This window comes from Mycobacterium ulcerans subsp. shinshuense (assembly GCF_002355775.1).
Classification (GTDB): Bacteria; Actinomycetota; Actinomycetes; order Mycobacteriales; family Mycobacteriaceae; genus Mycobacterium; species Mycobacterium marinum.
In genome coordinates this window covers 5,061,796-5,076,578 of the sequence record NZ_AP017624.1, presented here as the reverse complement: position 1 = coordinate 5,076,578, position 14,783 = coordinate 5,061,796, and the positions used below count along the sequence as shown (strand labels likewise).

The 14,783-nt window shown below is 64.5% G+C and carries 13 protein-coding genes and 2 pseudogenes; 8 read left to right on the top strand and 7 right to left on the bottom strand.

Translation table 11 applies throughout. The annotated features are described in order from the left end of the window. Positions 1 to 14: 14 nt before the first annotated feature. Positions 15 to 1,217 (bottom strand): ISAs1-like element IS2404/ISMul1 family transposase, encoded by a 1,203-nt coding sequence (locus SHTP_RS22665; protein WP_420873039.1) that lies wholly within the window; start codon positions 1,215 to 1,217, stop codon positions 15 to 17. 713 nt (positions 1,218 to 1,930) lie between these two features. Here SHTP_RS22665 and SHTP_RS22660 point away from each other — a divergent pair. Further along, a complete protein-coding gene (locus SHTP_RS22660) occupies positions 1,931 to 2,920 on the top strand; it encodes an alpha/beta hydrolase fold domain-containing protein (protein WP_276527057.1) in 990 nt (329 codons plus the stop codon). On the opposite strand, the pseudogene SHTP_RS22655 reads toward SHTP_RS22660, so the two are convergent. Further along, positions 2,917 to 3,248 (bottom strand): annotated as a pseudogene (locus tag SHTP_RS22655) (PaaI family thioesterase); the annotation flags it as partial. The gene SHTP_RS22660 and the pseudogene SHTP_RS22655 overlap by 4 nt on opposite strands. A 144-nt stretch (positions 3,249 to 3,392) precedes the next feature. Here SHTP_RS22655 and SHTP_RS22650 point away from each other — a divergent pair. After that, positions 3,393 to 4,595 (top strand): ISAs1-like element IS2404/ISMul1 family transposase, encoded by a 1,203-nt coding sequence (locus SHTP_RS22650; RefSeq protein WP_420873038.1) that lies wholly within the window; start codon positions 3,393 to 3,395, stop codon positions 4,593 to 4,595. Between the two features lie 40 nt (positions 4,596 to 4,635). Here the strand turns inward: SHTP_RS22650 and SHTP_RS22645 are convergent, their stop codons facing one another. From SHTP_RS22645 to SHTP_RS22630, 4 genes are read right to left on the bottom strand one after another with little or no spacing between them, the layout of a single operon-like run. Further along, complete coding sequence (locus tag SHTP_RS22645) at positions 4,636 to 5,286, bottom strand: hypothetical protein (RefSeq protein ID WP_096371842.1); 651 nt, start codon at positions 5,284 to 5,286, stop codon at positions 4,636 to 4,638. A 3-nt stretch (positions 5,287 to 5,289) separates the two neighbouring features. Further along, positions 5,290 to 6,531, bottom strand: a complete 1,242-nt coding sequence (locus tag SHTP_RS22640; protein WP_096371841.1) for a serine hydrolase domain-containing protein — start codon at positions 6,529 to 6,531, stop codon at positions 5,290 to 5,292. Between the two features lie 49 nt (positions 6,532 to 6,580). Then, complete coding sequence (locus tag SHTP_RS22635; protein ID WP_096371840.1) at positions 6,581 to 7,729, bottom strand: acyl-CoA dehydrogenase family protein; 1,149 nt, start codon at positions 7,727 to 7,729, stop codon at positions 6,581 to 6,583. Between the two features lie 11 nt (positions 7,730 to 7,740). Beyond that, positions 7,741 to 8,928, bottom strand: coding sequence for an acyl-CoA dehydrogenase family protein (locus SHTP_RS22630; RefSeq protein WP_011740727.1), 1,188 nt, complete (start codon positions 8,926 to 8,928; stop codon positions 7,741 to 7,743). 35 nt (positions 8,929 to 8,963) lie between these two features. Here SHTP_RS22630 and SHTP_RS22625 point away from each other — a divergent pair, with 35 nt between their 5' ends. The 6 genes from SHTP_RS22625 to SHTP_RS22605 are packed head-to-tail and all read left to right on the top strand — an operon-like array spanning position 8,964 to position 13,570. Continuing rightward, complete coding sequence (locus SHTP_RS22625; RefSeq protein WP_011740726.1) at positions 8,964 to 9,344, top strand: DUF3054 domain-containing protein; 381 nt, start codon at positions 8,964 to 8,966, stop codon at positions 9,342 to 9,344. A 14-nt stretch (positions 9,345 to 9,358) separates the two neighbouring features. After that, positions 9,359 to 9,487, top strand: coding sequence for a hypothetical protein (locus SHTP_RS29895; RefSeq protein ID WP_265338803.1), 129 nt, complete (start codon positions 9,359 to 9,361; stop codon positions 9,485 to 9,487). Positions 9,488 to 9,517: 30 nt separating this feature from the next. Continuing rightward, the gene (locus SHTP_RS22620; protein ID WP_096371839.1) at positions 9,518 to 10,024 is read left to right on the top strand and encodes a GNAT family N-acetyltransferase; all 507 of its coding nucleotides are present in this window, start codon (positions 9,518 to 9,520) and stop codon (positions 10,022 to 10,024) included. Next, positions 10,021 to 11,127: an LLM class flavin-dependent oxidoreductase gene (locus tag SHTP_RS22615; protein WP_096371838.1), complete on the top strand. Its 1,107-nt coding sequence runs from the start codon at positions 10,021 to 10,023 to the stop codon at positions 11,125 to 11,127. Before SHTP_RS22620 ends, SHTP_RS22615 begins: the two co-directional genes overlap by 4 nt. Further along, positions 11,124 to 12,242, top strand: coding sequence for an LLM class flavin-dependent oxidoreductase (locus tag SHTP_RS22610; RefSeq protein WP_096371837.1), 1,119 nt, complete (start codon positions 11,124 to 11,126; stop codon positions 12,240 to 12,242). Before SHTP_RS22615 ends, SHTP_RS22610 begins: the two co-directional genes overlap by 4 nt. Then, positions 12,239 to 13,570: an NtaA/DmoA family FMN-dependent monooxygenase gene (locus SHTP_RS22605; protein WP_096372619.1), complete on the top strand. Its 1,332-nt coding sequence runs from the start codon at positions 12,239 to 12,241 to the stop codon at positions 13,568 to 13,570. Before SHTP_RS22610 ends, SHTP_RS22605 begins: the two co-directional genes overlap by 4 nt. Here the strand turns inward: SHTP_RS22605 and SHTP_RS22600 are convergent. Then, positions 13,484 to 14,783, bottom strand: a pseudogene (locus tag SHTP_RS22600) (MMPL family transporter); the annotation flags it as partial. The gene SHTP_RS22605 and the pseudogene SHTP_RS22600 sit on opposite strands and share 87 nt — an antisense overlap.

Below are 14,783 nucleotides of genomic sequence, written 5' to 3'. Positions count from 1 at the left end.
TCCGGCGTTGTTGATTAGCAGGCTTGTGAGCTGGGGAATTGTGGATTGAGGAGGTCTAGGCGGCGGTTGGTGGTCAAAGCGGTGATCCGGCAGGCTTCGGCGATGTTGTCGGCGCCGTTGAGGCGGTGCAGATTGATCGCGGTGTTGCGTAGCGTTGCTAGGACCTGTGCGCCGTTTCCGGTATGTGCCCTTTGACGGTCTTCGTCGAAGGTGACGTCGCGTATCCAGTGCAGGCTGTTCTCGATTCCCCAGTGTTGACGCATCCAGGTCATGATCGCGGTAGGGCGGGCGTGCTCGAACGGCAGGCTGCAGATGGCATAGACCACCTCCACGCTGCGCTGGTCGGTGGCGGTGATCAAGCGTTCACGAGTGATCCGGATGATTTGTTTTGCGTAGGGGAAGCCGATTCCTCGTGCAGCGGTGATGATTTGCAGGGTGCGGGTCTCGACACGGCCGTGGCCGCGGGAGTCGTCGGTAGCGGCTGCGGGCACCTCGGCCCAGGGCAGCGCGGTGATACGCGCAAGTATTTTGGCTTGGTTGGACTTGACGATCATCAGGTAGTGCGACTTCAAGGTGGCGCAGATCAACTTCGCGGTGACGACCTGGGTATGCATCGCATCCACGGTGACCAGCCACCGCAAGCTACCCGGCAGCAGCGTGAGCAGGGCACGTACGCAGGGAATTTCATTGCTTTTCTCGGCGACAGCGAGTTGACCGAGCACCAATCGGGCACGGTGGGCGAACACCGACACGAGATGCGTGGCTGTCGCTTTGGCGCGTAAAGCACCACGCAGCATCTTGCCGTCCAACGCGATCGGCACCAATCCACTGGGGTCGCTGCTGGCCACGTGTGCAGTGAAGTAACTGCCCATCCTGGCGTTGAGGTCGGCGGGGTCTAGCCGAGACAAAACAGCGCGGAAGGTCTTCTCACTGGGCCGCCGGAACCGGACCCCTAATTGGGCCAACACATCATCGGGAGCGGTGGCCGCCCATGTGGCAAAACCAGCATAGCCGCGCATCCCCGCGGCAGTGGCCAGAACCGCGATCGCCAACAAAGCCATCAGCGAATACCTCCGACCGCGTGGGTCCCTCGGGTCTGGCACCGAGGCCAACACATCGAGAAACTCCGATCCGATGAGCTCGCTGCGCCCACCAGGACTCCAGCGGTCGAACACCTCTGGAACCGACGACACAGGCAATACTGAAACGGTAGGCACGAGCAACTCCAGACCAACGACGAACAGTAACCAACTCGATCGTTCTCCAGATAGCCCGTGCCTACACTCCGGCCCCAATAGCGCGGCACCAAAGATCATCAACCCAGCTCACAAGCCTGCTAATCAACAACGCCGGAGCCCTGAGCCGGAGCCAAACCTGATGTCGCTAATACTCGCCGCCCGCTCGTAGCACCGCCCGCCGAATTTGGCCCGAATTGTTCAACCATCCGCTCGGGACAGCTCGCGGGAGACACCACCACCAGAGGGTGTCCGCGGATCGCCAGAGCCCGGACCGGACGCCGGGCCCAGCCGCCCTAAAGTTGGCCTTTGGCTACATAATCCGCACAGCACGTCTACTCGGATGGCACGCCACCGCCGTGGGACGTGCGGCAATCCCGGCGACCCTAGCTGGCGAGCGGCGCCCGAGCCGGCACCCCCCGCCGCGCCACCGCGACCGCGTTGACCAGCCGTTGCGCCGCCGCGCGCGGCGCCCAGAAATGCGAATAGAACGCGATCGAGAATTTGTGTTATCCATAGCGCTCTAGAAACATCCGAACGATGGGTCTAGAGGGAGTATTGACTGCCGACATCAATTGTTGAGGCAACGATTCTTGCGGAAAGAACAACAACGCGTGAAGTGTCACGAGTGACCACATTTGACAAGCTATTCGGCCCGCCGTACGAATGCGATTCGCCGGCGTCGGAATCGACGTGTGGGGCGCAGAGCTGCGAGCGGCCACGGTGCCCACGTCGAGGTCGTCGAGTCCGGCCCCAGTATCGCTGCCCGGGTGGTCTCGCTGGCATCCCGACTGACGGTCCGCCCGGTTATTGCGGTCGCTAGCCACTTCCCGCACCTACCGTGGCCGTGGAGCCTGGTCGATTTCGCGCTGCTGCCCATCACCTGGGCATCGGGCATCATCGGGGAAAGGGTGAGGCTGCCAAATGCCTCGGGACATCTGGTCCGCGCGTCGGGCGTGCCACCGCCGGACGGCAGCCGTCGGGTAGTCCTTTACATGCACGGCGGCGCCTTCCTGAAGGGTGGAATTCACTCGCACGCCAGGCTCGCCGGCACGCTGTCAAAATTTGCGGACTCACCTCTTCTGGTCGTCAACTATCGGCTGGTGCCCAAGCACACGGTCGGGATGGCGCTCGAGGATTGTCATGACGCGTACCTGTGGCTGCGGCTGCGCGGACATGCCCCGGAGCAGATCGTGCTGGCCGGCGATTCTGCGGGCGGCTACCTCGCGTTTGCCTTGGCGCAGCGCCTGCGAGCACGCGGCGAGGAACCGGCCGCCCTGGTGGCAATCTCACCACTGCTGCAGCTGGCAATGCGGTCCAAGAAGGCCCATCCCAACATCAAGTCAGACGCGATGTTTCCGGCCAGGGCGTTCGATGCGCTGGTCGCCATCGTGGCGGGCGCCGCCGCCCGCAACGAAACCGCCGGCCGGCGTGAAGAAATCTACGAGCCGCTCGAACACATCGCCCCCGGCCTGCCCCCTACCCTCATCCATGTCTCTGGGGCCGAAGCGCTCTTGCACGACGCACGGCTGGCCGCGGGCAAGTTGGCGGCAGCGGGGGTTCGGGCCGAGGTTCGCGTCTGGCCCGGCCAACTGCACGACTTCCAGGTGGCCGCGCCGATGCTGCCCGAGGCGACGTACAGCCTGCGCCAGATCGGCGAGTACATCCGCCAGGCGACGGGCTAGGGCTGGTCCGGTAGCAGTCGCACCATCAGACCGTTGGCTTCGGCCAACAACACCTCGTCGGCGTCGACCAGTTCCGCGGCCACGAACGCCTTCGGCCCTCGGTGCGGGTGACCCGCCCACGCACCAGCAACGGGGTATCGATCGGGGTGATCCTGCGGTAGTCGACGTGCAGGAAGGCGGTTCGGCTAATGGGCCGTGCCGCCGCGTGCGAGATCATGCCGAACATGTGGTCAAACAACAGCGGCAGCACGCCACCGTGCACCGCGGAGTTGCCGCCGACATGGAATCGGCTGAACGATCCCCGCATTTCCACACCGTCGGGGGCGTAGCAGGGCTCCGGCGTTGTTGATTAGCAGGCTTGTGGGCTGGGTTGATGATCTTTGGTGCCGCGCTATTGGGGCCGGAGTGTAGGCACGGGCTATCTGGAGAACGATCGAGTTGGTTACTGTTCGTCGTTGGTCTGGAGTTGCCCGTGCCTATCGTTTCAGTATTGCCTGTGTCGTCGGTTCCAGAGGTGTTCGACCGCTGGAGTCCTGGTGTGCGCAGCGAGCTCATCGGATCGGAGTTTCTCGATGTGTTGGCCTCGGTGCCAGACCCGAGGGACCCACGCGGTCGGAGGTATTCGCTGATGGCTTTGTTGGCGATCGCGGTTCTGGCCACTGCCGCGGGGATGCGCGGCTATGCTGGTTTTGCCACATGGGCGGCCACCGCTCCCGATGATGTGTTGGCCCAATTAGGGGTCCGGTTCCGGCGGCCCAGTGAGAAGACCTTCCGCGCTGTTTTGTCTCGGCTAGACCCCGCCGACCTCAACGCCAGGATGGGCAGTTACTTCACTGCACACGTGGCCAGCAGCGACCCCAGTGGATTGGTGCCGATCGCGTTGGACGGCAAGATGCTGCGTGGTGCTTTACGCGCCAAAGCGACAGCCACGCATCTCGTGTCGGTGTTCGCCCACCGTGCCCGATTGGTGCTCGGTCAACTCGCTGTCGCCGAGAAAAGCAATGAAATTCCCTGCGTACGTGCCCTGCTCACGCTGCTGCCGGGTAGCTTGCGGTGGCTGGTCACCGTGGATGCGATGCATACCCAGGTCGTCACCGCGAAGTTGATCTGCGCCACCTTGAAGTCGCACTACCTGATGATCGTCAAGTCCAACCAAGCCAAAATACTTGCGCGTATCACCGCGCTGCCCTGGGCCGAGGTGCCCGCAGCCGCTACCGACGACTCCCGCGGCCACGGCCGTGTCGAGACCCGCACCCTGCAAATCATCACCGCTTCACGAGGAATCGGCTTCCCCTACGCAAAACAAATCATCCGGATCACTCGTGAACGCTTGATCACCGCCACCGACCAGCGCAGCGTGGAGGTGGTCTATGCCATCTGCAGCCTGCCGTTCGAGCACGCCCGCCCTACCGCGATCATGACCTGGATGCGTCAACACTGGGGAATCGAGAACAGCCTGCACTGGATACGCGACGTCACCTTCGACGAAGACCGTCAAAGGGCACATACCGGAAACGGCGCACAGGTCCTAGCAACGCTACGCAACACCGCGATCAATCTGCACCGCCTCAACGGCGCCGACAACATCGCCGAAGCCTGCCGGATCACCGCTTTGACCGCCAACCGCCGCCTACACCTCCTCAATCCACAATTCCCCAGCTCACAAGCCTGCTAATCAACAACGCCGGAGCCCTGCCGATCCCCTCAGTTCGGCGTCACATCGGCCAGGAGCTGGCCGTCGTTCGGTATTTGGCGTTGGGCACGCTGCAGAAGTCCGAGGCCGTTCCGGCCAACAAGACGAAGTAGCCTTCGCCGCCGCGGCGGCCGGTGAAGGGGGGATAGGTCCAACCGCTGTTGCACATCGAATCCGGTCCGCCCGCGGTGGCCCGGCGCCAACCGGACTTGATGCAGGCCTTGAGGGCGTCGACGTCGGTGACGGTGCTCTTGGCGATGACCAGCATCGCTCCACCCCACTGCCCGTCGCTGCGACGGTAGGCGCGGGCCCCGAATCCGGTACCAGATCCTGCTGGGTCCGGCTGGCATCCCAACGCCCGTTGCAGCAGCAGGAAAACGGAGGCAAGTTCACGGTCGTCCACCCCGGCCGCGGCCGCAACGAATTGCGCGGCATCGGAGCCGTCGACCTCCTGGATGTCAGGTTTGTCGAAGCTGATCAGTTGCTGCGAGATGAGCTGCCCAAGCGATGTACTGCCGCCGCCGATGATCGGTCCGCTGCCGGTTGAAGTCATCGGCGGCAGCGTCACGGTCGGATCGGCCGCCGCTGTGGCCGGCACCGCCAACGTGGCTAGCGGCAGGACGCAGGTGGCGACGGTGGCAATGCATCTGATCCGAGGTGCGACAACTTTCATTGGCTATCTCCCTGGCGGCATCGGTGGGGCGTCATCGGGGACTAGTGCCGCGGCGATCTTGCGAAACAAGATATCCGCTTGGTTGGGGTAGTTGCCTTCGTCGTCGAAGGCCTCGGGGGTGTAGGTGAGGGCGACCGCGATCGCGACTCGTTGCGATGGCAGGTACGCCTCGGTGGCCGCGTACCCGGAGAACAAGGGGTTCTGCAGCAACCAGTGGCCGGAGATGACGATCCCCAGGCCGTAGGTGTAACCCTCGCTTTGCTCGAAACAGATGGGGCAGTCGGGCTGGGCGCGGGTCTTGCCACGCAGCGCAGTGGACACCATCTTCTGGTAGGAGTCCGCCGAGAGCAGCTTGCCTGATCCGATGCCTACCGCCGTGGCCTCCATGTCGTAGATAGTGGTGGTTTGGATGGCTCCGTGAGTGATGGTCCAGGACGGATTCCAGAACGTCGACTCCTCGGAAAACGGGGTATCCGCCGGGATTTTCAAGAACGCGCGACGCTCCGCGCTGAACGCGTGCAGGGCCGGGTCGGGGATGCTGGGTGTTTCGGAGTTGGCGGTGGCAGTCAGCCCCAGTGGCGCAAGCACCTTCTGTTTCAGCAGCGTCGCCATGTCTTGGCCGGTGGCCTTCTCCAGCGCCAGCCCCAACAGCGCGTAGTTGGTGTGCGCATAATTCCAGTTCGTGCCGGGTTCGTAGAGCAATGGCCGAGAGGATATCTGTGCAAGGAGCTCCTGGGGCGTCCACTGCCGGAACGGGTCGGCATAAAGCGCGTCGCCGAATTCATCGTTACCCAGGACGTAGTCCGGATACCCCGACGTCATCTGGGCGAGTTGGCCCAAAGTGACCCGATCGGCGTGCGGAAAATCGGGCAACCACTTCGACAATTTGTCGTCGAGGCTCAGTTTGTGTTCGTCGACCAGCTTGAGCAACAGCGTCGCCACGTAGGCAATGGCGACCGCGCCATTGCGGAAGTGCATGTCGGTGCTGGCCGGTACACCGGTCATCGAATCGCCCACGGCCTCGGTGACGATCTCCTTGCCATCCACGCTGACTCGAACGATCACCGACCGCAGGTGAGCTGGCCCCATGAAGTCGCGGACGACCTTCATCATCGCATCTGCCTTGGTGCCCTTGCCGTCCGGTCCGGTCGGTGCGGAGGATTGTTGCGGTGGGTGCAGCGCTGCGCACCCTGCCAATAGACAGACGCCGAACACCACACCAGCAACTCGCCGCAGAATTGGCATATGCTTTGTTCTACCGCAACCCACCCGACCGCACCGATTTCGGGGTAATTCAGATACCCAAGTCCTTGGCGATGATGGTCTTCATGATTTCGTTGGTGCCGCCGTAGATGGTCTGGATGCGGGCATCGACAAATGCTTGCGACACCCGGTATTCCCGCATATAGCCGTAGCCGCCATGCAGTTGTAGGCAGCGGTCTGCGGTACGCACCTGAAGTTCGGTGGTCCACCATTTCAGCCGTGCCGCGCGGGCGGCGGTCAGCTCGCCGGCGAGGTGTTGGGCCAGGCAGTCATCGAGATAGGTTCGGGCGATGTCGATCTCAGTGGCTAGTTCGGCCAGCAGGAACTGGCTGTGCTGAAAGCTGGCGATCGGCGAACCGAAGGCTTTGCGCTGCCGCACGTAGTCCAGAGTCTCGGCCAAGATGCCTTCGGCGGCGGCGACCGCGCCAACTGCCAAGGCCAGTCGCTCCTGCGGCAGGTTCCGCATGAGCTGGTAGAACCCCATGCCCTCGTTCTGCAACAGGTTCTCCACGGGAACCCGCATATCGGTGAAACTGAGTTCGCTGGTGTCCTGGGCGTGCAGGCCGATCTTCTCCAGACTGCGGCCGCGGTGAAAGCCCGGTGTGGTTGCGTCCACCACCAGCAGCGAGAGCCCCTGGTGGCGTTCCGGTGAGGTGCGCACCGCGATGACGAACAGGTCGCCGCTTTGACCGTTGGAGATGAATGTCTTGGCGCCGTTGACAACGTAGTGCGAACCGTCTCGTACCGCTGTCGTGTGGATGCCGGCCAGGTCGCTGCCGGCGCCGGGTCCGGTCATCGCGATGCCGAGCACGGTGTCACCGGTCACCACGCCGGGTAGCCAGCGTTGTTGCTGTTCGAGTGTGGTCAGGTCGGTGAGATAGGGCAGCACGACATCGTTTTGCAGGGTGAAGGCGATGGCTTCGGATGCGGCGCCGGCTCGCTGCAGTTCGTCGATGACGATCGCGTTGTAGCGGAAGTCGTTCACTCCCAGTCCGCCGAACCGTTCCGCAACCGAGAATCCCAGCAGCCCCAGCCTTGCGGCTTCGGTGAACAGTGCCCGATGCCACTGCCCCCGGCGTTCCCCGGGTTCGTGGGCCGGGACGACGATGCGGTGGACGAAATCGCGGACCAATTGCCGGAACTGGTGATGCTCGGGTGTGTACTCGGGCCGGGAGGTCATCGCGGACCGGCTCAGCGGAAGGCGGCCAGACCGGTGAAAGCCTGCCCTAGCACCAGCTGATGCATCTCGGGTGTGCCCTCGTAGGTCAATACCGATTCCAGGTTGACCATGTGCCGAATTACCGGGTATTCGAGCGAAATTCCGTTGCCGCCCAGTATGGTTCGGGCGGTCCGGCAGATCTTGATCGCCTCCCGGGTGTTGTTGAGCTTGCCGAAGCTGACCTGCTCGGGCCGCAGGCCGACACTGTCTTTGAGGCGGCCGAGCTGTAGCGCTAGGAGCTGTCCCTTGTGCAGTTCGACCGCCATGTCGACCAGCTTGGCCTGGGTCAATTGAAACCCGGCGATGGGACGGCCGAATTGGGTGCGTTCTTTGGCGTAGTCCAACGCGCATTGCCAGGCCGAACGCGCCGCGCCCATCGCTCCCCAGACGATTCCGTAGCGAGCCTCCGACAAGCAGGTCAACGGTCCCCTGACGCCGGTCGCGCCGGGCAACATCGCCTCGGCCGGCAACCGCACATCGTCGAGGACCAACTCGCTGGTGATCGACGCCCGCAGGGACAGTTTGTGGTGGATGGTGTTGGCGGCGAAGCCGGCCGTTTCGGTGGGCACGACGAAGCCGCGGATTCCCTCCTCGGTGGCGGCCCACACGATCGCCACGTCGGCGATCGAGCCGTTGGTGATCCACATCTTGCGGCCGTTGAGCACCCAATCCGAACCATCGCGGCGCGCCCGGGTTTTCATCGCGGCCGGGTCGGAACCGACGTCGGGTTCGGTCAGGCCGAAGCAGCCGATCAGCTCACCGGCGGCCATGGGCGGCAACCACCGCTGCTTGTGCTCCTCGGAGCCGAAGTGTGCGATCGCGAACATTGCCAGCGATCCCTGCACCGAAACCAGCGACCGGATCCCGGAATCGGCGGCTTCCAATTCCAGGCACGCCAAGCCGTAGTGGACGGCCGACGCGCCGCCGCAGCCGTAGCCCTGCAAATGCATTCCGAGCAGGCCCAGTCCGCCTAGCTGCTTGGCCAGGTCGCGCGCGGCGGGCAAGTCCCCGTTCTCGAACCATTCGGCGACATGGGCAGTGATGTGCTCGGCGCAGAACTTTCTTACGGTGTCGCGGACCGCGATCTCGTCGTCGGATAGCGAAGCATCCAGTCCGAGCGGGTCGTGCGGGTCGAAGGTGGGCGGTGTCTCGGTGCTCATGACTCAATCGTGCCTGGGCCCGGTAGTCTCGCTGCATGCAACCACGCCGCGGGCTCTCCTGGCTGGGTTGGCTGGCCGCCGACATCGTCGGGGTACTGGTTTTTTGTGCCGTCGGTCGCCGCAGTCATGCCGAAGGCGTCACCATCGGAGGCGTTGCCAGCACGGCTTGGCCGTTTCTCACCGGGACCATCCTGGGTTGGCTGGTGGCGCGCGGCTGGCGCCGACCTACCAGCGTGGCTCCAACCGGAGTGATCGTGTGGGTATCCACCGTCACCGTCGGGATGGTGTTGCGCAAGGCCAGTTCGGCGGGTGTGGCTACCAGCTTCGTCATAGTGGCATCGTCGGTCACCGCGGTGCTGTTGCTCGGCTGGCGGGCGGTCGTCGGGCTCAGGCTGCGACACCGCCCGGACGCCTGACGAAGCCGAGCCTGATGGTTCGGACGGGCGTGGAGCGGGGTACGGCCACCGGTGCCGAGATCACCGCGATCTTCGGCGCTACCGCCAGGGCGGTGCGCCCACCCATGGACCTGGTCGCCACCTGCACTCGGCTACTGGTCTAGCGGCGAGTGAAAGCGTTGGAGCGATAACCGATGCCCGAAGCCACCCAGCCAACCGGAGCCGTCGAGCTGCGATTTGTCCCGGTGGCCCTGGGGGATCCGCTGGCTCAGCCGTTGCTGACGGAATTGGCCGCCGAATACGCGCAGCGATACGGTGTCGAGCAGCCCGCGGTGCTGGCCTGGCTGCAGGACGGCGCGGCGCTCGAGTTCGCCCCGCCCGATGGCGGCATGCTGATCGGGCTGCGGGATGGGCGCCCGGTCACCGGCGGAGCATTTTGCCGACATGACCCTGACACGGCCGAACTCAAGCGCATCTGGACGCACCGCGCACATCGCCGCCGCGGACACGCTCGAGCACTGCTGGCCAGGTTGGAGGGCGAGATCGCCGCTCGCGGCTATCGGAAGGTCTATCTGGTGACCGGCAATCGTCAGCCGGAGGCCGAAGAGCTGTACCGGGCTTGCGGATACACCCGGCTGCCTGCACCGCAGCCTTCGGAGGGCCCGGTTCTGCCCATCGCGTTCGGCAAGGCGCTGCCATGACGCGCCCACTGCATCTGGGCGTGGCGCTGGACGGGTGCGGGTGGCACCCGCAGGCATGGCAAACGACGTTGGCCGCCGACGCACAGACCCGGTCGATGCTTAGCGGTGACTACTGGGCCGATCTGGCGATCACAGCCGAACGCGGGCTGCTCGACTTCCTCACCATCGACGACACCTTGATGCCGCAGCCAGGCCGCCGCGAGCGGATCGACCCCAAGCGGCTGGCGGGACGCGCCGACGCGGTGCTGGTGGCCGCCCGCATTGCTCCGCTGACGCGGCACATCGGGCTGATTCCGGTGGCCACGGTAACCCATACCGAGCCCTTCCATATCTCCAAAGCCATTGCCACTCTGGACTATGTCTCGCACGGCCGGGCGGGCTGGCAGGCTCGGGTCAGCGCAACGACGCACGAAGCGGCCCTGTTCGGCCGTCGTACTGTGCGCCGCGGCGAGTCATCCGCCGAGGCCTTCGGCGAGGCCCGCGACTTTGTCGAAGTGGTGCGCAAGCTCTGGGACAGCTGGGAAGATGACGCGGTCATCCGCGATGTGACCACCGGCCGACACATCGACCGGGACAAGGTGCACTACATCGACTTCGTCGGAACATACTTCTCGGTCAAGGGCCCCTCGATAACCCCGCGCCCACCGCAAGGCCAGCCGGTGGTGGCTGCCCTGGCGCACGCGGGGCCCATCTACGAATTTGCCGCGGCCAGCGCCGACGTCGTGTTCATCACGCCCACCGACGAAGACTCGCTGCGCAGCATCCTCGGCGAAGTGCGGGCAACCGGTGCGGCGTTGAAAGTGTTTGCTGACGTGGTGGTTTCGTTGCATGATGGCGCCGACTTCAGATCTGATGCGCTGGTCTGGGCGGGCAGCCCCACCGAGTTGGTCGAGATGCTGCTGGATTGGCAACGCCTCGGCATCGACGGAGCCCGATTGCGGCCCGCCGTCAACGCCACCGACCTGGCCGGCATTGTCGATGAGGTGGTGCCGCTGTTGCAGCGCGCCGGGTGCTTCCGCACCGGCTATCGGGACGGCGAAACACTGCGGGAGCGATTCGGCCTGCCCCCGGCGCCCAACCGCTATGCGGCGGTGAGCCGATGATCCCGCTGTCCATCCTGGATCTGTCACCGATCAGCGCCGGCAGCACCGCCGCGACCGCGCTGCGCAACACCATCGAGCTGGCCCAGCACGCCGAACGGTGGGGCTATCGCCGCTTTTGGGTCGCCGAGCACCACTTTGTGGCTGTCGCCAGTGCGTCACCGGCCGTACTGATCGGACAAATCGCCGCGGCCACCAATCGAATCCGGGTGGGATCGGCGGCCGTTCAACTCAGCCATACCACTGGGGCCGCGGTTGTCGAGAGCTTCGGCATGCTTGATGCTTTCCATCCCGGACGGATCGACCTGGGCGTTGGCCGATCGGCGCAGCGACGCGGCGTGAAGCCGAGGGACCCAGCCAAATCCCGTGCCCCACAACCTGCTCCGGAGTGGCGGGAAATCGATGGCGTGGTGATCCCGCCGCCGTTCGACCTGCGCACGTTGCTATCGGGCGGCCGGGTCCAAGCCACCATGGCGATCCTGCAGCAACCCGAGGCCGTCGCGCCCGACTTCGCCGAGCAGGTCGGCGACATCCTCGCGCTGCTGGCCGGCACCTACCGGGCGGAGGGTTTTGACGTACATGCGGTGCCGGGTGAGAATGCGGCACTTACTCCGTGGATCTTCGGCAGCAGCAAGGGGCGAAGCGCCCAGGTCGCCGGCGCGCTGGGGCTGCCCTTCGTGGCCAGCTATCACCTCACCCCGGCCACCGCGCTGGAAGCCATCGAGACCTATCGCGATGCGTTTGTTCCGTCGGCGGCACTGCAGCGCCCATACGTCGTCGTGTCGGCCGACATCGTTGTTGCCCAAGACTCCGCGACCGCGCGGCGGTTGGCATCCAGCTACGGCCACTGGGTGTATTCGATTCGGGCTGGTGGCGGCGCAGCCCCCTACCCGGATCCCGACGATTGCGCCGCGCTGACCGATGACCAGCTTGCGGTGGTGTCGGATCGACTGGCGACGCAATTCGTCGGTAACCCGGACGAGGTTGCCGAGCGGATGCTGGCCTTACAGCGGGTCGCCGGCGCGGACGAACTCGTCGTGACCTCGGTAACGCACGGGCACCAAGACCGCCTTCGTTCCCATGAGCTGATTGCACGGCGTCGGGGGTTGTGGTCATGATCCGCAAACCGGTTCACCTGGCCACCCACTTCCCGGGCGTCAATAACACCACCGTGTGGGCCGATCCCGGCGCGGGCAGTCAGATCGAGTTCGAATCGTTTGTGCACCTTGCCCGTACCGCCGAACGCGGGTTGTTCGACTTCTTCTTTTTGGCCGAGGGCCTGCGGCTGCGTGAGCACCGTGGCCGAATCCACGACCTGGATGTGGTGGGACGCCCCGATACTTTTACCTTGCTGGCGGCTCTGGCGGGGGTCACCGATCGTATCGGTCTGACCGGTACGATCAACACCACCTTCAACGAACCATTCGAAGTGGCAAGGCAATTCGCGACGCTGGACCACTTGTCCGAGGGGCGCGCCGGCTGGAACATCGTCACCTCGTCGGACGCATTCACCGGGGCTAACTTCCGGCGCGGCGGCTATCTCGATCATGCTGACCGCTACCAGCGGGCCGAGGAGTTCTTGACCGTAGCCCGAAAGTTCTGGGACAGCTGGGCGCCCGGCGCGGTGCTGGCCGACATCGAGAACGGCGACTACGTTGATCCGGAGCGGATACGCAGCGTTGAACACTCGGGCCCGCAGTTCGAGGTGCGTGGATTCGCCACCCTGCCGGCGGGACCGCAGGGGCACCCGGTGTTGTTGCAAGCCGGCGATTCCGAGCAGGGGCGTGCTTTCGGCGCCAGGCATGCCGATGCCATGTTCACCCTGCACTCGTCATTGCGGGACGGCCAACGCTACTACGCCGACGTCAAAGGGCGGGCGCGGTCCTACGGGCGAGATCCCGACCAGCTCAGGGTTTTTCCGGCGGCAACCTTTGTCATCGGCGATACCCCGGACCAGGCGGGGGAAAAGGCCCGCCAGATCAGTTACCAGCAGGTCAGTGGCGCGACCGCGATCGCGATGCTCGAGCAGATATGGGGTCGTGATCTCTCCGATTACGATCCGGACGGTCCACTACCCGACATCGACCCGATCGCCGATGCCGCCATCAGTCAGGGGCGGGTTCGCCATGCCGATCCGGTCGCCGTCGCCCGCCGGTACCGCGAGCGCTCCCAGGCCGAGAACCTCTCGATCCGTGAGCTGGTCATCGCGGTGACCAGCCGTCAGCAGTTCGTCGGTACCCCCTCGCACATCGCCGACGAGATCGACCGCTACGTTCAGGCCGATGCCTGTGACGGGTTCATCCTGGTGCCACATCTGACACCGCACGGTCTGGATGAATTCGTCGACCGGGTGGTGCCGCTACTGCAGGAGCGCGGCGCCTTTCGCACGGCCTACACCGGTCAGACGCTGCGAGACCATCTGGGGCTTGCGGGTTTGCCCAGCTAGTGGGCGTGGCCACCAGAACCAGCGGCCCAATAGCGTTGCGACGGCGGGCATCATGAACGACCGCACGACGAGGGTGTCGAACAGCAGCCCGATCATGATCGTGGTTCCGATCTGGCCCACCACGCGTAGATCGCTGAACAGCATCGAGCCCATGGTGAAAGCGAAGACCAGGCCGGCGGTGGTGACGACGCGCCCGGTGCTGGCCATCGATCGAATCATGCCGGTTTTGAGGCCGGCACCGATTTCCTCCCGAAACCGGGCGACCAACAGCAGGTTGTAATCCGAACCGACGGCCAGCATGACGATGATTGCCATCGGTAGCACGAGCCAGTGGAAGGGCATATGCAGGATGTGTTGCCAGATGAGCACGGACAGCCCGAACGCTGAGCCCAGCGATAGGGCGACTGTGCCGACGATGACCGCGGAGGCGACCGGGCTTCGGGTGATGCCCAGCATGATGATGAAGATCAGGCAGAGCGCGGCAACGACCACGATCATCAGGTCATACGTGGTGCCCTCGTGGATGTCCTTGAATGTGGCCGCGGTGCCGGCCAGGTAGATGTGAGCCGCCTGCAGCGGTGTTCCCTTCACGGCCTCGTCGGCGGCCAGCATGATCTTGTCGATATGTGAGATGCCTTCGGCGGTGGCGGGATCACCCATGTGGGTGATGACGAATCTGGCCGAGGCGCCGTCGGGGGACAGGAACAGCGTCAGTCCGCGCTGAAAGTCTGGGTTCTGGAGGGCTTCTGGTGGCAGGTAGAAGGAGTCGTCGTTTTTTGACCCGTCCAGTGCCTGGCCCATCTGGGTCGAGTTGCGGGTCATGTCCTCCATATGAGTGACCAGTGCCGAGAAGGTGCTGGCCAGGGTTTGGGCAAGCGTCTTGACGGTCTGCATCGTGGCGATCAACTGGGGTAGTTGCGCGAGCAGCTGTGGCTGGATCATGTCGATTCGATCCGTGGCACGAGCCATACCGCCGACGCTCGCTGAGCTTGTCGACACCGTCGATGGCGTCGAACAGGGACCGCAGCGACGCGCAGATCGGGATATCGAAGCAATGGCGTTCCCAGTGCAGATAGTTTCGAATCGGCCGCCACGTGTCGTCGAAGTCCGCGAGCTGGTCGCGGAACTCGTTGGTGTTCTGCTCCATCCGCCTGGTATGAGCGGTGGCGTCGTGGTTTGCCTCGGTGAGCTGTCGGGTTAGGTACTCCTGACG